The sequence below is a fragment of the Pseudomonas sp. E1MeOHC2 genome, assembly GCF_058745025.1.
The window spans coordinates 1,766,700-1,783,558 of sequence record NZ_CP196675.1 but is presented as its reverse complement, the minus strand read 5'-3'; the positions used below and the strand labels follow the sequence as shown (position 1 = coordinate 1,783,558).

The 16,859-nt window shown below is 62.2% G+C and carries 18 protein-coding genes; 11 read left to right on the top strand and 7 right to left on the bottom strand.

The features are described from left to right. The first annotated feature begins 96 nt into the window (after nucleotides 1-96). The 5 genes from ACSSU5_RS07975 (at nucleotide 97) to ACSSU5_RS07955 (ending at nucleotide 5,191) form a co-directional block, all read left to right on the top strand. Complete coding sequence (locus ACSSU5_RS07975) at nucleotides 97-1,233, top strand: branched-chain amino acid ABC transporter substrate-binding protein (RefSeq protein WP_264311377.1); 1,137 nt, start codon at nucleotides 97-99, stop codon at nucleotides 1,231-1,233. Between the two features lie 154 nt (nucleotides 1,234-1,387). Beyond that, nucleotides 1,388-2,302, top strand: coding sequence for an ABC transporter permease subunit (locus tag ACSSU5_RS07970; protein ID WP_264311378.1), 915 nt, complete (start codon nucleotides 1,388-1,390; stop codon nucleotides 2,300-2,302). 2 nt (nucleotides 2,303-2,304) lie between these two features. Next, the gene (gene livM / locus ACSSU5_RS07965; protein WP_492560959.1) at nucleotides 2,305-3,606 is read left to right on the top strand and encodes a high-affinity branched-chain amino acid ABC transporter permease LivM; all 1,302 of its coding nucleotides are present in this window, start codon (nucleotides 2,305-2,307) and stop codon (nucleotides 3,604-3,606) included. Then, nucleotides 3,603-4,478 carry an ABC transporter ATP-binding protein gene (locus ACSSU5_RS07960; RefSeq protein ID WP_264311380.1) on the top strand — a complete coding sequence of 292 codons (876 nt, stop codon included), beginning with the start codon at nucleotides 3,603-3,605 and terminating at the stop codon, nucleotides 4,476-4,478. Before livM ends, ACSSU5_RS07960 begins: the two co-directional genes overlap by 4 nt. Continuing rightward, a complete protein-coding gene (locus ACSSU5_RS07955; protein WP_264311381.1) occupies nucleotides 4,475-5,191 on the top strand; it encodes an ABC transporter ATP-binding protein in 717 nt (238 codons plus the stop codon). Before ACSSU5_RS07960 ends, ACSSU5_RS07955 begins: the two co-directional genes overlap by 4 nt. Before the next feature lie 210 nt (nucleotides 5,192-5,401). On the opposite strand, the gene ACSSU5_RS07950 is transcribed toward ACSSU5_RS07955, so the two are convergent. Next, on the bottom strand, nucleotides 5,402-5,818 hold the full coding sequence (locus ACSSU5_RS07950; protein WP_492560958.1) for a hypothetical protein: 417 nt from the start codon (nucleotides 5,816-5,818) through the stop codon (nucleotides 5,402-5,404). Between ACSSU5_RS07950 and ACSSU5_RS07945 the strand changes: the two genes are divergently transcribed. Then, nucleotides 5,799-6,566 (top strand): SDR family oxidoreductase, encoded by a 768-nt coding sequence (locus ACSSU5_RS07945; protein ID WP_492560957.1) that lies wholly within the window; start codon nucleotides 5,799-5,801, stop codon nucleotides 6,564-6,566. The two genes, ACSSU5_RS07950 and ACSSU5_RS07945, sit on opposite strands and share 20 nt — an antisense overlap. A gap of 90 nt (nucleotides 6,567-6,656) precedes the next feature. Here ACSSU5_RS07945 and ACSSU5_RS07940 read toward each other — a convergent pair whose 3' ends face one another. The 3 genes from ACSSU5_RS07940 to ACSSU5_RS07930 form a co-directional block, all read right to left on the bottom strand. Continuing rightward, nucleotides 6,657-7,754, bottom strand: coding sequence for an AGE family epimerase/isomerase (locus tag ACSSU5_RS07940; RefSeq protein ID WP_492560956.1), 1,098 nt, complete (start codon nucleotides 7,752-7,754; stop codon nucleotides 6,657-6,659). A 179-nt stretch (nucleotides 7,755-7,933) separates the two neighbouring features. Then, nucleotides 7,934-8,566: a TetR family transcriptional regulator gene (locus ACSSU5_RS07935; protein WP_264311384.1), complete on the bottom strand. Its 633-nt coding sequence runs from the start codon at nucleotides 8,564-8,566 to the stop codon at nucleotides 7,934-7,936. 123 nt (nucleotides 8,567-8,689) lie between these two features. After that, on the bottom strand, nucleotides 8,690-9,052 hold the full coding sequence (locus tag ACSSU5_RS07930; RefSeq protein WP_492560955.1) for a hypothetical protein: 363 nt from the start codon (nucleotides 9,050-9,052) through the stop codon (nucleotides 8,690-8,692). Between the two features lie 339 nt (nucleotides 9,053-9,391). Between ACSSU5_RS07930 and ACSSU5_RS07925 the strand changes: the two genes are divergently transcribed. Continuing rightward, nucleotides 9,392-11,458 (top strand): AsmA family protein, encoded by a 2,067-nt coding sequence (locus tag ACSSU5_RS07925; RefSeq protein ID WP_492560954.1) that lies wholly within the window; start codon nucleotides 9,392-9,394, stop codon nucleotides 11,456-11,458. A 136-nt stretch (nucleotides 11,459-11,594) separates the two neighbouring features. Here the strand turns inward: ACSSU5_RS07925 and ACSSU5_RS07920 are convergent, their stop codons facing one another. Beyond that, entirely contained in the window at nucleotides 11,595-12,125 is a 531-nt protein-coding gene (locus tag ACSSU5_RS07920) for a ferritin-like domain-containing protein (protein WP_492560953.1), read from the bottom strand. 48 nt (nucleotides 12,126-12,173) lie between these two features. Then, nucleotides 12,174-12,515: an osmotically-inducible lipoprotein OsmE gene (gene osmE, locus ACSSU5_RS07915; RefSeq protein ID WP_264311387.1), complete on the bottom strand. Its 342-nt coding sequence runs from the start codon at nucleotides 12,513-12,515 to the stop codon at nucleotides 12,174-12,176. 123 nt (nucleotides 12,516-12,638) lie between these two features. Here osmE and ACSSU5_RS07910 point away from each other — a divergent pair, with 123 nt between their 5' ends. Further along, nucleotides 12,639-13,529 (top strand): esterase/lipase family protein, encoded by an 891-nt coding sequence (locus tag ACSSU5_RS07910; protein ID WP_264311388.1) that lies wholly within the window; start codon nucleotides 12,639-12,641, stop codon nucleotides 13,527-13,529. Here ACSSU5_RS07910 and ACSSU5_RS07905 read toward each other — a convergent pair. Then, nucleotides 13,510-14,400, bottom strand: a complete 891-nt coding sequence (locus tag ACSSU5_RS07905; protein WP_492560952.1) for a DMT family transporter — start codon at nucleotides 14,398-14,400, stop codon at nucleotides 13,510-13,512. The genes ACSSU5_RS07910 and ACSSU5_RS07905 overlap by 20 nt on opposite strands. A gap of 211 nt (nucleotides 14,401-14,611) precedes the next feature. On the opposite strand from ACSSU5_RS07905, the gene ACSSU5_RS07900 reads away from it, so the two are divergent. The 3 genes from ACSSU5_RS07900 (at nucleotide 14,612) to ACSSU5_RS07890 (ending at nucleotide 16,827) form a co-directional block, all read left to right on the top strand. Continuing rightward, nucleotides 14,612-15,400, top strand: a complete 789-nt coding sequence (locus tag ACSSU5_RS07900; RefSeq protein ID WP_264311390.1) for an AraC family transcriptional regulator — start codon at nucleotides 14,612-14,614, stop codon at nucleotides 15,398-15,400. A gap of 63 nt (nucleotides 15,401-15,463) precedes the next feature. Continuing rightward, nucleotides 15,464-15,748, top strand: coding sequence for a PsiF family protein (locus tag ACSSU5_RS07895; protein ID WP_264311391.1), 285 nt, complete (start codon nucleotides 15,464-15,466; stop codon nucleotides 15,746-15,748). 71 nt (nucleotides 15,749-15,819) lie between these two features. After that, nucleotides 15,820-16,827, top strand: coding sequence for an AI-2E family transporter (locus tag ACSSU5_RS07890; protein WP_264311392.1), 1,008 nt, complete (start codon nucleotides 15,820-15,822; stop codon nucleotides 16,825-16,827). The last annotated feature ends 32 nt before the right edge of the window (nucleotides 16,828-16,859 follow it).

Here is a 16,859-nt window from a genome sequence, read left to right as displayed (position 1 = left end):
TTCCCGGAATACAAAACCAATGGCACGGCCCTTGCTCAGAGCACAGGGTTGAGAAGTTGTAGTGCCAACCAAAAAAAACTCTAGGAGCACCACCTCATGTCGCAGACGTTTTACAAGAAAGGTTTCCTGGCTCTGGCCGTAGCTACAGCACTGGGTGTTTCTTCGTATGTTCAGGCCGACATCAAGATCGGCGTCGCAGGCCCGATGACCGGTGCCAACGCAGCGTTTGGCGAGCAGTACATGAAAGGTGCCCAGGCGGCAGCCGACAAGATCAACGCCGAAGGCGGGGTCAACGGCGAGAAGATCGTCCTGGTAAAAGGCGATGACGCCTGCGAACCCAAGCAGGCCGTGGCCGTGGCCAACCGCCTGGCCGATCAGGACAAGGTCGTCGGTGTGGTGGGGCACTTCTGTTCTTCCAACACCATCCCGGCGTCCGAGGTGTATGACGAAGCGGGCATCATCGCCATTACCCCCGGTTCGACCAACCCACAGGTGACCGAGCGCGGGCTCAGCGGCATGTTCCGCATGTGCGGCCGTGACGACCAGCAAGGCATCGTTGCCGGTGACTACATCGTCGATGTGCTCAAGGGCAAGAAGGTTGCCGTGCTGCACGACAAGGACACCTACGGCCAAGGCCTGGCCGATGCCACCAAGGCGCAGCTGGAGAAGCGCGGCGTCAAGCCTGTGCTGTACGAGGGCCTGACCCGCGGCGAGAAAGACTTCAGCGCCGTGGTCACCAAGATCCGTTCCACCGGCGCCGATGTGGTCTATTTCGGTGGCCTGCACCCCGAAGCCGGCCCACTGGTACGCCAGCTGCGCGAACAAGGCCTGAAGGACGTCAAGTTCATGTCCGATGACGGCATCGTCACCGATGAGCTGGTCTCCACGGCTGGTGGCCCGCAGTACGTCGATGGCGTGTACATGACCTTCGGCGCCGACCCACGCCTGTTGCCCGACAGCAAGGCCGTTGTGGAAGAGTTCCGCAAGAACGGTACCGAGCCTGAAGGCTACACCCTGTACGCCTATGCCTCGCTGCAGGCACTTGCCGCCGCATTCAACGGCGCCAAGTCGAACAAAGGCGAGGACGCCGCCAAGTGGCTCAAGGCCAACCCGGTCAAGACCGTCATGGGCGAGAAAAAGTGGGACAGCAAGGGCGACCTGACCGTGTCCGACTACGTGGTCTACCAGTGGGACAAGGACGGCAAGTACCACCAGCTGGATAAACAAAAATAATAACGGCAGCCAGCCCGGGCACGTGCCCGGGCCAATGCCCCTGCGGTACCTGTCTTTATTCGGAGATCTGCACAGTTCTGCGCTGCGAGGGCCGCTTCATCCGGGACCTGCCGTGGTCGGCACTTGTGCAGTCTCACTCAGGTGAGATTGCGTTATGGATGGTATTTTCCTGCAGCAACTGGTCAACGGCCTGACCCTCGGGTCGGTCTATGGCCTGATCGCCATCGGCTACACAATGGTCTATGGCATTATCGGCATGATCAACTTCGCGCACGGCGAGGTGTATATGATTTCCGCGTACCTCGCGGCAATCAGCCTGGCATTGCTGGCCTATTTCGGCGTCGAGTCGTTCCCGCTACTCATGCTGGGCACACTGTTGTTCACCGTCGTCGTCACGGGCGTTTATGGCTTCACCATCGAACGCATCGCCTACAAGCCCCTGCGCAACTCCACCCGGCTGGCACCGCTGATCAGTGCCATCGGCATTTCGTTGATCCTGCAAAACTACGCACAGATCAGCCAGGGCGCTCGCCAGCAAGGCGTGCCGACCCTGCTTGAAGGCGCCATGCGGGTAGAGGTGGGCACAGGCTTCGTGCAACTGACCTACACCAAGATCTTCATCCTGATTGCCGCGTTCGTCGGCATGGGCCTGCTCACCTACGTGATCAAGTACACCAAGCTCGGCCGCATGTGCCGCGCCACGCAGCAAGACCGCAAGATGGCCTCGATCCTGGGCATCAACACCGACCGGGTGATTTCCTACGTGTTCGTCATCGGTGCGGTAATGGCCGCCCTGGCCGGCGTGCTGATCACCATGAACTACGGCACCTTCGACTTCTATGCCGGCTTCATCATCGGCATCAAGGCGTTCACGGCGGCCGTACTGGGCGGCATCGGCTCGCTACCGGGGGCCATGCTCGGCGGCATCATCCTGGGCATCTCCGAGTCGCTGTTCTCTGGCCTGATCAACTCCGACTACAAGGACGTGTTCAGCTTCTCGCTGCTGGTGATGATCCTCATCTTCCGTCCCCAAGGCCTGTTGGGTCGCCCGCTCGTGGCTAAGGTGTGAACATGTCCACTGCCAAAACTGCCCCTGTTTCCGAAACCACCGGTTTCGACCTCAAACGCAGCCTGCTGGAGACCTTAGTCGCCGGCCTGCTGGCGCTTATTGTCTTTGGCCCTGTCGTCGGCGTGGTGCTCGACGGCTACACCTTCAATGCCGAACCCCGCCGTGTGGCCTGGCTGGTCGGCGGCGTGATGGTCGGGCGCTTCCTGCTCAGTTTGTACCTGCAGACGGGCGTCGGGCGCCGCATGCTCCAGGGCTTCGACAGCGGTGGCTCGGGCGTGCATGTCAACGCACCGAACTACAAGTCGCGCCTGCGCTACATCATCCCGGCGCTGATCGTGATCGCCATCGTGTTCCCGATCTTTGCCAACAAGTACCTGCTGACCGTGGTCATCCTCGGCCTGATCTACGTATTGCTGGGCCTTGGCCTGAACATCGTGGTCGGCCTGGCGGGGCTGCTCGACCTGGGTTACGTGGCGTTCTACGCCATCGGTGCCTACGGCCTGGCGCTGGGCTACCAGTACCTCGGCCTGGGCTTCTGGAGCGTGCTGCCACTGGCGGCCATCGCCGCAGCGCTGGCGGGGTGCATACTCGGCTTCCCGGTGTTACGCATGCACGGTGACTACTTGGCGATCGTGACCCTGGGCTTTGGCGAGATCATCCGTCTGATATTGAACAACTGGTTGTCGTTCACCGGCGGGCCGAACGGCATGCCGGCGCCGTCGCCAACCTTTTTCGGCTTGGAGTTCGGCCGTCGGGCCAAGGACGGCGGGGTGCCGATCCACGAGTTCCTCGGCATCGATTACAACGCCAACCTGAAGTTCGTGTTCATCTACGCCGTGCTGTTCCTGGTGGTGCTGGCAGTGCTGTACATCAAGCACCGGTTGACGCGCATGCCGGTCGGCCGCGCCTGGGAAGCGCTGCGCGAAGACGAAATCGCCTGCCGCTCGATGGGCCTGAACCACGTGCTGGTCAAGCTCTCGGCGTTCACCCTCGGGGCATCCACTGCGGGCCTTGCCGGTGTGTTCTTTGCCACTTACCAGGGCTTCGTCAACCCGTCTTCATTCACCTTCTTCGAGTCGGCGTTGATCCTCGCCATTGTCGTACTGGGCGGCATGGGCTCGACCGTCGGTGTGGTGATCGCGGCATTCGTGCTGACTGTGGCGCCAGAGCTGCTGCGCAGCTTCTCCGAATACCGGGTGTTGCTGTTTGGCGTATTGATGGTGTTGATGATGATCTGGCGACCGCGTGGGCTGATCCGCATCAGCCGTACCGGTGTGGTCCCGCGTAAAGGAGTGGCGCCATGAGCGACGATATCATTCTGTCGGTCGACAACCTGATGATGCAGTTTGGCGGCATCAAGGCGCTGAGCGACGTGAGCCTCAAGGTCCGGCGCAACCAGATCTTCGCGCTGATCGGCCCCAACGGTGCTGGCAAGACCACGGTGTTCAACTGCCTGACCGGTTTCTACAAGGCCAGCGGTGGGCGTATTGAGCTGAACGTGCGCGGCAGCCAGACCAACGTCATCCAGTTGCTCGGCGAGCGCTTCCAGCCGGCGGACTTTGTTTCGCCTGCCCGCTTTGCCAACCGCCTGTACTACAAGATGTTCGGCGGCACCCACCTGGTCAACCGCGCGGGGCTTGCCCGAACCTTCCAGAACATTCGCCTGTTCAAGGAAATGTCGGTAGTGGAGAACCTGCTGGTGGCCCAGCACATGTGGGTCAACCGCAACCTGCTGGCCGGGGTGCTCAACACCAAGGCCTACCGCAAGGCCGAGAGCGATGCGCTGGACCATGCGTTCTACTGGCTGGAGGTGGTCGACCTGGTCGACTGCGCCAACCGCCTGGCCGGTGAGTTGTCTTACGGCCAGCAGCGTCGCCTGGAGATTGCCCGGGCCATGTGCACGCGGCCTAAGATCATCTGCCTGGACGAGCCGGCCGCCGGCCTCAACCCGCAGGAAACCGAGGCCCTGAGTGGCATGATCCGCGTGCTGCGTGACGAGCATGACATCACCGTGGTGCTGATCGAACACGACATGGGCATGGTCATGAGCATCTCCGACCATATCGTCGTGCTCGACCATGGCAACGTGATCGCCGAAGGCGCGCCACAGGAAATCCGCAACAACCCGACGGTGATTGCCGCCTACCTGGGTGCAGACGAAGAGGAACTGGTATGAGTGCACCCATTCTCGAACTGAAAGACCTGGATGTGTTCTACGGGCCGATCCAGGCCCTGAAGAAGGTGTCGATGCACATCAACGAGGGCGAGACAGTGAGCCTGATCGGCGCCAACGGTGCCGGCAAGTCGACCCTGCTGATGTCGATTTTCGGCCAACCGCGCGCGTCGTCGGGGCACATCGTGTACCGCGGTACCGACATCACCCGCAAGTCCTCGCACTACATCGCCTCCAACGGTATCGCCCAGTCGCCGGAAGGGCGGCGGGTGTTCCCCGACATGACGGTCGAGGAAAACCTGATGATGGGCACCATCCCGATTGGCGACAAATATGCCAAGGAGGACATGGAGCGCATGTACGAGCTGTTCCCACGGCTGAAGGAGCGGCGTACCCAGCGGGCGATGACCATGTCGGGCGGTGAGCAGCAGATGCTCGCCATCGCCCGTGCGCTGATGAGCCGACCGAAGTTGCTGCTGCTCGATGAGCCGTCACTGGGGTTGGCGCCGATCGTGGTCAAGCAGATCTTCTCGACCTTGCGTGAACTGGCCAAGACCGGGATGACCATTTTCCTGGTGGAGCAGAACGCCAACCATGCGCTGAAGCTGTCGGACCGTGCGTATGTGATGGTCAACGGGCAGATCCGCATGACCGGGACGGGGCAGGAGTTGTTGGTGAACGAAGAAGTGCGCAGCGCTTATCTGGGCGGGCACTGAGGTGTAATTCGGGGCTGCAAGTCAGCCCCAATCACTCTAACCACAGATGTGGACAACTTGTCGCACATCGTGCTCAAGCCGACTTACAACCTCATCGCAAGCCATTGTTTCCACAGCCGTCTTTTACCCACGGATAATGTGGAGCTGCCTGTGGAAAACATGGGTGCACCTCGCTAGAGCCCTTTGTTATCAAGCCCTGCATGGTGTTGATCATTTTTTGATCGCTTTGCTCTTGTGGATGATTTTCCAGCGGATTTTACCCACACCCTGCTGTGCGCAAGTAGCCTGAAAGCCTGTGGATAAATCTGTGTAAAAACGTTGGACAGACCGCTGCAAGCGGCATGATTGAAAGCTTTGCGCCATCACTGCAGATGATATCCACCGACCGCTGATGGCTGAAAGGGTTCCGCCAAGCACAAGAGTTGCCCCCAATCCGTGGGGAAAGCCTTGTGGATAACGTGCGCATAGCTGGCGCCAGGCCGTCTGCAACGGGGCTTTGACCAAAGTGATCAATATTTGATCAGTTGCTTCAATAGCTTGCTGCCTGCAGGGTACGAAGGCATGCTGCAACCCCCTGCCGACATTAATCCACAGCGAGGAACAGAGCATGACGTCCACCGTATTCATCACTGGCGCGACTTCTGGTTTCGGTGAAGCCACTGCCCGACGTTTCGCCGAGGCCGGCTGGAAGCTGATCCTCACGGGCCGCCGCAAGGAACGCCTGGACGCCCTGTGCGCCGAACTGTCGGCCAAGACCGAAGTACACGGGCTGGTGCTGGATGTGCGCGACCGGAATGCCATGGAGCATGCCATCGCCACGCTGCCGCCTGGTTTCGACACGCTACGCGGCCTGGTCAACAATGCAGGCCTCGCGCTGGGCGTCGATGCGGCGCAAAACTGCAGCCTGGACGACTGGGAAACCATGGTCGACACCAACATCAAGGGCCTGATCTACACCACGCGTCTGCTGCTGCCCCGGCTGATCGCCCACGGCCGCGGCGCGTCGATCCTCAACGTAGGCTCGGTGGCAGGCAATTACCCGTACCCGGGCAGCAACGTGTATGGCGGCACCAAGGCGTTTGTCGGGCAGTTCTCGCTGAGCCTGCGTTGCGACCTGCGCGGCACGGGCGTGCGTGTCAGCAACATCGAGCCGGGGCTGTGCGAGAGTGAGTTTTCGCTGGTGCGCTTTGGGGGCGATCAGGCCAAGTATGACGCGACCTACGCCGGTGCCGAGCCGATCCAGCCGCAGGATATTGCCGAGACCATTTTCTGGATCCTCAACCAGCCGGCGCACATCAACATCAACAGCCTGGAGCTGATGCCGGTGAGCCAGGACTGGGCTGGGTTCTCGATCGACCGTTCGGTCAAAGGTTAATCCGAAGGCCTCTTCGCGGGGCAAGCCCGCTCCCACAGGTAAAGCGCCGTGCACAAATACCTGTGGGAGCGGGCTTGCCCCGCGAATGCGTTAGCTCAAGCGCTGCAAGCCTTCCAGGCAAGTCGCCAAGTGATAAGGCGTAGTCGAAGGCATGTCATGCCGGCTGACGGCACCCTCACTGTCCCGGCACTCATACCAGCCGCCATCATGCAGGAACCGCTGCTCCAGCGCCCGCAACTGCGCAGCCAGCTTCGCTTCACTCCCCGCGCGTAATACCAGCGCCCGCAAGTACTCCGCCTGGGCCCAGATCCGCTGGGTGGCATCGATCACCTTGCCGTCCACTGCCAACATCGCCAATACGGCCGAATCCTTCACTCCGCACTGTTCGGCATAATCGAACGCGCGGGCAATCGAAGCGTGCAGTGGGGTTTCGCGTAGCAGTGCCGAGGTATCGAGCAGATAGAACCACTCGAATTGATGGCCGGGTTCGAACCAGTTATCCACAGCCCCGCGTGGTTTTTCCAGCATCAGGCCATGCTGCGGTTCGATGAACTGCGCCTGCAGGGCATCGCACAGTTGCAGCAACGCCTGCTGCACGCCGTGATCTTCACGCACGGCAAGCACCTGCAGGAAAGCTTCGGCCAGGTGCATCTGCGGGTTCTGCAGCGGGCCGCTGCCCAGGTCGGCCCAGTCTTCACCGAGGCTGGCCTCGTACAGGCCGTCGTCGCGGGCGAACTGCTCACTGACGATTTCCAGGGCAGCGTTCAGCGCGGAGGCCACCAGGCTGTCGCCGACCTTGCCCCAGTAATGCGCGCAGGCAAACACGATGAACGCGTGGGTGTAGAGGTCTTTGCGGCGGTCCAGCGGCTTGCCTTCGGCATCGATGCTGTAGAACCAGCCGCCGTGTTCGGCATCATGAAAATGCCGCTGCAGCGAGCGGAACAACGCCGCCGCCCGCTCTGCCGCACCCGGTTGCTCGATGCGGCTGCTGAACAGGTACAGCTGGCGCGCACAGGCCATCGCCCGGTAGCGCTGAACCGGCAATGGCCGGTGCTGGGCATCCAGGGCCTCAAAGGGCAGGGCCATTTCGATATTCCAGCCCGGGCCTTGCCACAACGGCACGATACGCTCGGCGAAGTGCTGGTTGAAGCGGGCCAGTTCGGGCGGGGTGGGGCGGGGGTCGGACATGAAAGCGCTCGTCACAATCGGGCAGTGCGCCATGGTAGCAGAACTGGGGTTTTGGGTTGTTTACGTGGGCCTCTTCGCGGGCAAGCCCCCGCTCCTACAGGTCGTTGAACTGCTCTTGAAAACGGTGCCATTCGTGTGGGAGCGGGCTTGCCCGCGAAGAGGCCTGTACAGCCCAAAGATCAGCTCGGGTTGCTCAGCCCTTGCCAATGCCGTGCGCCGACGAAGATGAAGCGCAACTGCTGGGTGATCTTTTCCTGTGCGGTCAGGGCCTGTGGATAACCCGCGTCTGGGTTGTCGATCAGCTCGGGCAGGGTGGCGAACACCGTCTTCACCACAAGGTCGGCCATCACCGCCAGCGCCGCGCCGTCCAGGTGTTGCCAACGTTTCATGCGCGCGAGGTCAGTGGCCAGGTCGTCACTGATGTCTTGGCGCAGGCGTGCAATCGCCTGGCGAACCGCCTGCGAGCCGCCGTATTGCTCACGGGCCAGGAACAGGAACTGGGCCCGGTGGGCGGCGACCACGTCGAGGAAGATACGCACCGAGGCGTCGGTGATGCCGCCAAACTCGAATTCGTTCTGGCGCACCAGGCGGATAGTCTGTCGGAAGGTGGTATCGACCTCGGCCACCAGGGCCAGGCCGAGAGCGTCCATGTCGGAAAAATGCCGGTAGAAACCGGTCGGCACGATACCCGCCGTTTTCGCCACTTCGCGCAGGCTGATGCTGCCGAAGCCACGGCCACTCTCCATGAGCTGGCAGGCGGCATCGAGCAGGGCCTGGCGGGTCTGTAGCTTCTGTTCGGCACGCGGCAGCATGGGTCAGGATTCTGTGTCGGTCGAGGCAGGGCACTCTAGATAATAAAACGAAGCCCGGTCAATGGACCGGGCTTGGAGGTGAGCAGGCATTGTGCTGCAGGTTGTTCTTTTCGGCCATGGCGATCAGCTCACACGGCTGAGTTCAACCAGGCGATCCGAGCCACCTTCAGCTACGCGGCCACTTTGTTCGATCAAGCGGTCCGAGCCACCTTCAGCAACACGGCCACTTTGTTCGATCAGTCGGTCCGAGCCACCTTCAGCTACGCGGCCACTTTGTTCGATCAGGCGGTCCGAGCCACCTTCGGCAACGCGGCCACTTTGTTCGATGAGGCGATCAGAACCACCTTCGGCAACGGTTTTCAGCGGCTGGGCGATTTCAGCGGCGCTGGAGCGCGATTCGGCGGACAGGTGCTGATCGGCAGCTGGCAGGGCGAAGGCGTTGGCAGCAAGGATGGACAGGGTCAGGGTCAGCAGGTGGCGTTTCATGATTTCGGTGCTCCTCTGGGGGGCTGGAAAGTGGGTACGGAGCCAATGCTACGCCCGGTAACGCCAGAGAAAAGTTCATAAGGATAATGGTAACAATCGACAGCATTGATAGAGGTCGCCAGAGGCTCTAAAGCGGCTATCTCGACGTGAATAGTGGCTGTTTGCCTCTATCTTTGGCGAGTAACGCTACACCGCTGGCCTGACCAAATGCTGAGCAAGAAGCCAGGAAAAACTTCGCTATCATGGCGCCACAGATAAAACCCAGCGGGTTTTCATCAGTCCGAGTTAATGAGTGCCATCGGCACCCGCTACGTGCCATGCCGTCAGGAGAATCACGCAATGACGCGACCCGCCAGAATCCTCGTCTGGACCCTTGCCACCCTGTTGACCCTGCTGGCCATACTGGTGGTGGTAATCGCCACCTTCGACTGGAACCGCGTCAAGCCGTTGCTCAACGAGAAGGTCTCCGAGGCCCTGCACCGGCCTTTCGCAATCAATGGCAACCTTGCAGTGCAGTGGCGTACCGAACCTGAAGAAGGCGGTTGGCGCGCGTGGGTGCCTTGGCCGCACTTCATCGCCGAAGACCTGACCCTGGGCAACCCCGAGTGGCTCAAGGCGCCGACCATGGTCGGCCTCGAACGTGTCGAGTTACGCCTGGCGCCGCTGCCGCTGGTGTTCCAGCAGATCGTCATCCCGCGTATCAACCTGACCAAACCGACCGCCAGCCTTACCCGCCTGGCCGACGGCCGTGCCAACTGGGCCTTCGACTTCGGTCCCAAGGACGAACACGCAGAGCCCTCGAAATGGCAGCTGGATATCGGCGCCATTGGTTTTGATCAAGGCAATGTCAGCCTCGACGACCAGACCCTGAAGACCAGCATGAAGGTGCAGATCGACCCGCTGGGCAAGCCGATCCCGTTCAGCGACATCGTCGGCAAGGCACATGCCGAGCAAACCGGCGGTGCCCAGGACTATGCCTTCGGCCTCAAGGCGCAGGGCCGCTACAAAGGCCAGCCGGTGTCCGGCACTGGCAAGATCGGTGGCCTGCTGGCACTGCAGGACGCCAGCCAACCCTTCCCCTTGCAGGCCGACGTACGCATCGCCGATACCCATGTGGTGCTTGCCGGTACCCTGACCGACCCGCGCAACCTTGGCGCGCTTGATCTGCGCCTGCGGCTGTCCGGCAAAAGCCTGGGCAACCTCTACCCGCTGACCGGCGTGACCTTGCCGGATACACCGGCCTACGCCACCGACGGCCACCTCAATGCCAACCTGCATGCCGCGCAGGGCGCGACCTTCAATTACCAAGGCTTCAACGGCAAGATTGGCGACAGTGATATCCACGGTGACCTGGCCTTCGTCGCCAGCCAGCCACGGCCCAAGCTGTCCGGTAAGCTGGTCTCGAACCAGCTGTTGTTCAAGGACCTGGCGCCGCTGATCGGGGCCGATTCCAACGCCGAACAGAAGGCACGCGGCGGGGCCAGCAAGCAGCCGGCAGGCAAGGTGCTGCCGGTGGAGGAGTTCCGTACCGAACGCTGGCGGGCCATGGATGCCGACGTCGAATTTGCCGGTAAGCGCATCGTCCACAGTGAACAATTGCCGTTCAATGACCTGTCTGCCCACGTGATTCTGGAAGATGGCCTGCTGCGCCTGGAACCGCTGCGCTTTGGCGTGGCTGGCGGCAACCTGGCCTCCAGGATCCGCCTGGACGGGCGCAGCGTACCCTTGCAGGGCCGCGCGCAGCTGACTGCGCGGGGCTTCAAGCTCAAGCAGTTGTTCCCCAGTTTTGCGCCGATGCAGACCAGCTTTGGCGAACTCAACGGCGATGCAGACATCACCGGCCGCGGTAACTCGGTCGCAGCGCTGCTGGGCACGGCCAATGGCGACCTGCGCATGCTGATCAATGATGGCGCGATCAGCCGCAGCCTGATGGAAATCGCCGGGTTGAACGTGGGCAACTACGTGATTGGCAAGTTGTTCGGCGACGAGGATGTGCAGATCAACTGCGCGGCGGCCGATGTCGGCATCAAGGATGGGCTGGCGACAACGCGCCTGTTCATCTTCGATACCGAGAACGCGATTATCTACATCAATGGCACGGCCAACTTTGCCAGTGAGCAGCTTGATCTGAAGATCACCCCGGAATCCAAAGGCCTGCGGCTGTTCTCGTTGCGTTCGCCGCTGTATGTACGGGGGCCATTCGCCAAGCCCAGTGCGGGTGTGCAGGCGCTGCCGTTGGCCTTGCGTGGTGCGGGGATGGTGGCATTAGGGGTGGTCGCGGGGCCGGCGGCGGGGCTGCTGGCATTGATCGCGCCGAGCAGTGGGGATGAGCCTAATCAGTGCACGCCGTTGTTGCAGCAGATGAAGGCGGGCAAGGCGCCGACTGAGGTCAAAGGCAAGAAATAGGTGAAGGGGGGCCGCTTTGCGGCCCATTCCGGCCGGTCCGGCGCCCCGGCAAGGCCGCTCCCACAGGTTCAGGCTTTGCGGAGCACTTGTGGGAGCGGCCTTGTGCCGCGAAAGGGCTGCAAAGCAGCCCCAGCGATTACAGCCCTTGCAGCAGATCGGACATATCGTCCGCATGCTCTTCTTCCTGCGCCAGGATGTCTTCGAAGATACGCCGCGTGGTCGGGTCGCTATCCCCAATGTACTGAATGATCTCCCGGTAGCTGTCGATCGCGATGCGTTCGGCGACCAGGTCTTCCAGCACCATTTCTTTCAGATTACTGCCCGCCACGTACTGGGCATGGGAATTCTTGGTCAGGTTATCCGGGTTGAAATCCGGCTCGCCACCCAACTGCACGATCCGCTCGGCCAGCTTGTCGGCATGCTCGGCTTCCTGGTTGGCATGTTCGAGAAACTCCTCGGCCGCAACGCTGGCCTTGATACCGCTGGCCATGAAGTAGTGGCGCTTGTAACGCAGCACGCAGACCAGCTCGGTAGCCAGCGACTCGTTCAGCAGGCGCAGGATTTGGGTACGGTCGGCGTGGTAACCCTCGGTCACCGCGCCTTGCTCGACGTGCTGGCGGGCACGTTCGCGCAGGGTTTTCACATCGGTCAGTTCAACGTTGCTCATGGTTATCTCCAAACGGATCAGGACGGGGGGTCAAGGTGTACCGAAGGCTCACGCGCCGTGGACGGCGTCGCTGTCCTCTTCTCGTTGCTTGCAGGTCTTGAAGCCCTTCGCATCGACATGCCCGGTGGCGTCGAAACGCACGTAGTAGGGCTGCTGCTGGCCGTCGCGGTTGAGGATGTAGTCGTTGCAGGTGCCCCCATGCGGCAGGTCGATCACGTTGGAGGGGCTACCACCGATGGCAATGACCTTCTGCATGGTCATGCCGTGTTCGACCTGCTTGACCAGCGGCTCATCGCGGTAAGTGACGTAATCCACCGGGTTTTCCGGGCGGCTGCCGCAGGCGGCGAGGGTTGCGCTGGCCAGAAGGATTGCCAGGGTCTGCTTGTACATGGTCCCGCTCCTTGCTCAGGGGTTTGTTCTGGTTTGGAACCGCGCGGCGCGTCAGGAGTTCGATTGCGATGGTCATCGAAGCCGCTGTAGTGTGGGCCGTCGTCCACGGAGAGGGGCAGGGCAATGGGGCAGGAACTGGCTACGCGATACCCTGTGGTGCTGGTGCCGGGCATGCTCGGTTTCGTTCGGGTGCTGCTCTACCCCTACTGGTTCGGGATTGTGCCGGCCTTGCGCAAGGGCGGCGCGCGGGTACATGCCGTGCAGGTGTCGCCGTTGCATTCCAGCGAAGTACGCGGCGAGCAGTTGCTGGCGATCATCGAAGACATCTGCCAGCGCAGCGGCGCGCCCAAGGTCAACCTCATCGGCCATAGCCAGGGCGCCCTGGATGCGCGCTATGCGGCCGCCAAACGGCCCGACCGGGTGGCTTCGGTGACGTCGGTGGCCGGGCCCAATCATGGCTCTGAACTGGCCGATCACCTGGAACGCACGGCGCCTGGCGATTCACCTCAGGGGCGTATTCTCAAGGCCGTGCTGCATGGCCTGGCGGTGCTGCTGGTAGGGCTCGAAACCGGTTGGCGGCGTGACCGCTTGCCCATCGATGTGCACGCCTCGCACCAGTCGCTGACCAGCGCCGGGGTGGCGCTGTTCAACCAGGCGTATCCACAGGGCCTGCCCGACACCTGGGGCGGTGAAGGGCCGGCCGAGGTCAATGGCGTGCGCTACTACTCCTGGTCGGGCACCTTGCAGCCCGGCCTTACCGACCAGGGGCGCAACCGTTTTGACGGCAGCAACCGCTTTTGCCGCCTGTTCGCCCGCAGTTTCGTCAAGGAAAAAGGCCATTGTGATGGCATGGTCGGGCGCTTCAGCTCACACCTGGGGCAGGTGATCGGTGATGACTATCCGCTCGACCACCTGGACATCGTCAACCAGTCGCTGGGGGCGGTGGGCAAGGGCGCGGAACCGGTGCGGCTGTTCACCGAGCACGCGGCCCGGCTCAAGGCTGCGGGGTTGTAAGGCGGCGCACGGGTGTGGTCCAGCGTTCGGCAAGAATCACCCCGACCAGGGTCAGCACGCCGCCGACCAGGTGGTAGCTGGCCAGTTGTTCCTCCAGCACCACGGCGGCGATCAAGGCGGTTGCCAGTGGCAGCAGGTTGAAGAACAGTGTGGTGCGGCTTGGCCCCAGGCGATGCACGGCTTGCATCCATACCAGCGGTGCGATCATCGAGGCCAGCACGCAAGCGTACAGCACCAGGCCGATGTTGCGAGCGTTCAGCCCGGTCTTCTGCGACAGCAGGAACAGCGGCAGCAACACAACGATGGCCACCAGCACCTGCAAGTACAACAACTGCAAGGGCGGCAGGCGCAGCTGCCATTTCTTCAGCAGGAAGCTGTACAGCGCGTAGGCCAGGGTGGCCACCAGCATCAGCAGGTCGCCGCTGTTCAGGCCCTGCTCCAGCAAGGCACCTGGTTGGCCCGCACTGACCACTTCCAGCACGCCGAAGAACGACACCACCGCGCCGGCCAAAGCACCGTAGCTCAGGCGCTGACCGAGCCAGGCGATGGACAGGGCCAGCGACATCAACGGCATCAGCGAGAGGATGATGCCCATGTTGGTGGCGCTGGTGATGCTGGCGGCGAAGTACGCCAGGCTCTGGTACAGGGCCATGCCCAGCACGCCGAGGACGAACACCTTGCCCAGGTGCGGGCGGATGGCGGCGCGGTTGCGCCACACGGCGGGCAGCAGAAACGGGGTGAACAGCAGGCCAGCCAGCAGCCAGCGGTAGAAACCGATCTCGGCGGGGTGGATGGCACCGGCGGACAGCTTGGTGACCACGGTGTTGCCAGCCCAGATGAGGATGGCGAGGAGGGGGAAGGTGTAGTTCATATCGCGGTTACTCGGTTTGGCCAGGTTGGGGCTGCCTTGCAGCCCTTCGCGGGTAAGCCCACTCCCACAGATACAGGGGCAGCGCTCTAGCTGTGGGAGCGGGCTTGCCCGCGAAGGCCTGCGCAGCAGGCCCCGATAGCCCGGTATTATCCGCTGTCTGTTCACAAGCCTATACTTGTATCCAGACAACCCGCCCTTTGAAGCAGACAGCATGCCGCGCAAATACCTTGTCATCCCAGGTTTCGACCAACTCCCGGCGCCGGTGTACTTTCGCCACGACGAATTCGGCGCTCGCACCCACAGCGCCCCCCACTGCCACGCCTGGGGCCAGCTGAACTACGCCGCCCACGGCGTCATGCACCTGGACGTCGAAGGCCAGCGTTTCCTTTCGCCGCCGCACTATGCCGTGTGGGTGCCGCCGGGCACCGAACATGGCTGTTACAACCCACAGGCCATCGTCTATCGCTCGGTCTACCTGGACCGCAGCCTGTGCGCCGACCTGCCGCAACAGCCGTGCAGCCTGGTCATCAGCGATATCCTCAAGGCCATCCTCGGCGACTTCGCTCGGCGTGAGCTGAGCGTGGCGCAGGACGAGCGCGACCAGCGCCTGGTGCAGGTGCTGCTCGACCAGTTGCTGCTGGCGCCGACCCAGACCTGCTACCTGCCCTTCGCCCGCAGCGAGGGCCTGGGCCAGGTGCTCGACGGTTTGAGCCACGCCCCGGGTGACAATCGCCCGCTGGCCGACTGGGCGGCGCAGGTGCATGTCAGCGAACGGACCCTGGCCCGTCAGTTCATCCGCGAACTGGGCATCAGTTTTGGCGAGTGGCGCCTGCGCCTGCGCTTTCTGCGGGCTATCGAGGCGCTGGAAGCGGGCTTGCCTATCCAGGCCATTGCCTTCGACCTCGGCTACAGCAGCGCCTCGGCATTCATTGCCATGTTCCAGCGCCAGGCCCACTGCACCCCGGAGCAGTACCGGCGTCAGGCGCGGGCTGGGGTGTAAGCATTTTTGTCTACACTCAGTTGCACCACCGTGCATTGGGCGCGGAGACCAGGAGACCACTCCATGAAGCTGTTGCAAATGCCATTGCTGGTATTGGCTGTGTTGTTCAGCGCGCAGGGATTCGCCGCCACCGCGCAACAGGAAAAGATGACCACGTGCAATGCCGACGCCACCGCCAAGGCGCTCAAGGGCGATGAGCGCAAGGCGTTCATGAGCAACTGCCTGAAGAAGAGCGTGCCTGCCACCCAGCAGGAAAAGATGAAGACCTGCAACGCCGATGCCAGCACCAAAGCACTCAAGGGTGACGAACGCAAGGCGTTCATGAGCGACTGCCTTAAGAAGAAATGACCTGCGCCTATGCCTGTAGGACGAAGGCTGGCAGACTGCGGGTCTTTTCCGTTGTCTGCCCCTGAGGCTGTATGACTTTCACCCCCCGCCAGGTCACCTTGGCCAGTTGGATCATCGTGTTTGCCGGCCTGTTGCTGGCGCTGCCCCTGAAGCTGCTGCCGAGCCTGCTTGCCGGTTTGCTGGTGTTCGAACTGGTCAACATGCTCACGCCGCGGTTGCAGCCACTGATCGCCGGGCAACGCGCCCGCTGGCTGGCCGTGGCCCTGCTCGGCACCTTGGTGGTCAGTACCCTGACCCTGCTGATCGCTGGCGCGTTCAGCTTCCTGCTGCACGAGGCGGAGAACCCCGGGGCTTCGCTGGACAAGTTCATGGCCCTGGTCGAGCGGGCCCGTGGGCAGTTGCCGCCGTTCATCGAAGGCTACCTGCCGGCCAGTGCCGCCGAGTTCAAAGTGGCCATCGGCGACTGGCTCAAGAGCCACCTGGGCGAGCTGCAACTGGTGGGCAAGGGCATGGCGCACATGTTCGTCACCTTGCTGATCGGCATGATCCTCGGGGCCATCGTTGCCCTGCAGCGTATCCCTGACATTTCTCGGCGCAAGCCGTTGGCGGCAGCCTTGTTCGAACGCCTGAGCCTGCTGGTGCAGGCGTTTCGCAACATTGTCTTCGCGCAGATCAAGATCTCGCTGCTCAACACCACCTTCACGGGTATTTTCCTGGCCGTGGTGCTGCCGATGTTTGGTGTGCACCTGCCGCTGACCAAGACGCTGATCGTGCTGACCTTCCTGCTCGGCCTGCTGCCGGTGATCGGCAACCTGATGTCCAACACCCTGATCACCATTGTCGGGCTGTCATTGTCGATCTGGGTGGCGATGGCGGCGTTGGGGTATCTGATCGTTATCCACAAAGTCGAGTACTTCCTCAACGCGCGGATCGTGGGCGGGCAGATCAGTGCCAAGTCGTGGGAGCTGCTGCTGGCGATGCTGGTGTTCGAGGCGGCATTCGGCTTGCCGGGGGTGGTGGCGGGGCCGATCTACTATGCCTACCTGAAGAGTGAGCTTAAGCGGGTGGAGCTGGTCTAACCTGAATGGGCCTCTTCGGGGCAAGCCCGCTT

Bases quoted from the DNA above. Each gene is read 5' to 3' on its own strand.
- ACSSU5_RS07975 (WP_264311377.1), top strand. From the start codon at position 97: ATGTCGCAGACGTTTTACAAGAAAGGTTTCCTGGCTCTGGCCGTAGCT.
- ACSSU5_RS07970 (WP_264311378.1), top strand. From the start codon at position 1,388: ATGGATGGTATTTTCCTGCAGCAACTGGTCAACGGCCTGACCCTCGGG.
- livM (WP_492560959.1), top strand. From the start codon at position 2,305: ATGTCCACTGCCAAAACTGCCCCTGTTTCCGAAACCACCGGTTTCGAC.
- ACSSU5_RS07960 (WP_264311380.1), top strand. From the start codon at position 3,603: ATGAGCGACGATATCATTCTGTCGGTCGACAACCTGATGATGCAGTTT.
- ACSSU5_RS07955 (WP_264311381.1), top strand. From the start codon at position 4,475: ATGAGTGCACCCATTCTCGAACTGAAAGACCTGGATGTGTTCTACGGG.
- ACSSU5_RS07945 (WP_492560957.1), top strand. From the start codon at position 5,799: ATGACGTCCACCGTATTCATCACTGGCGCGACTTCTGGTTTCGGTGAA.
- ACSSU5_RS07950 (WP_492560958.1), bottom strand. From the start codon at position 5,818: ATGAATACGGTGGACGTCATGCTCTGTTCCTCGCTGTGGATTAATGTC.
- ACSSU5_RS07940 (WP_492560956.1), bottom strand. From the start codon at position 7,754: ATGTCCGACCCCCGCCCCACCCCGCCCGAACTGGCCCGCTTCAACCAG.
- ACSSU5_RS07935 (WP_264311384.1), bottom strand. From the start codon at position 8,566: ATGCTGCCGCGTGCCGAACAGAAGCTACAGACCCGCCAGGCCCTGCTC.
- ACSSU5_RS07930 (WP_492560955.1), bottom strand. From the start codon at position 9,052: ATGAAACGCCACCTGCTGACCCTGACCCTGTCCATCCTTGCTGCCAAC.
- ACSSU5_RS07925 (WP_492560954.1), top strand. From the start codon at position 9,392: ATGACGCGACCCGCCAGAATCCTCGTCTGGACCCTTGCCACCCTGTTG.
- ACSSU5_RS07920 (WP_492560953.1), bottom strand. From the start codon at position 12,125: ATGAGCAACGTTGAACTGACCGATGTGAAAACCCTGCGCGAACGTGCC.
- osmE (WP_264311387.1), bottom strand. From the start codon at position 12,515: ATGTACAAGCAGACCCTGGCAATCCTTCTGGCCAGCGCAACCCTCGCC.
- ACSSU5_RS07910 (WP_264311388.1), top strand. From the start codon at position 12,639: ATGGGGCAGGAACTGGCTACGCGATACCCTGTGGTGCTGGTGCCGGGC.
- ACSSU5_RS07905 (WP_492560952.1), bottom strand. From the start codon at position 14,400: ATGAACTACACCTTCCCCCTCCTCGCCATCCTCATCTGGGCTGGCAAC.
- ACSSU5_RS07900 (WP_264311390.1), top strand. From the start codon at position 14,612: ATGCCGCGCAAATACCTTGTCATCCCAGGTTTCGACCAACTCCCGGCG.
- ACSSU5_RS07895 (WP_264311391.1), top strand. From the start codon at position 15,464: ATGAAGCTGTTGCAAATGCCATTGCTGGTATTGGCTGTGTTGTTCAGC.
- ACSSU5_RS07890 (WP_264311392.1), top strand. From the start codon at position 15,820: ATGACTTTCACCCCCCGCCAGGTCACCTTGGCCAGTTGGATCATCGTG.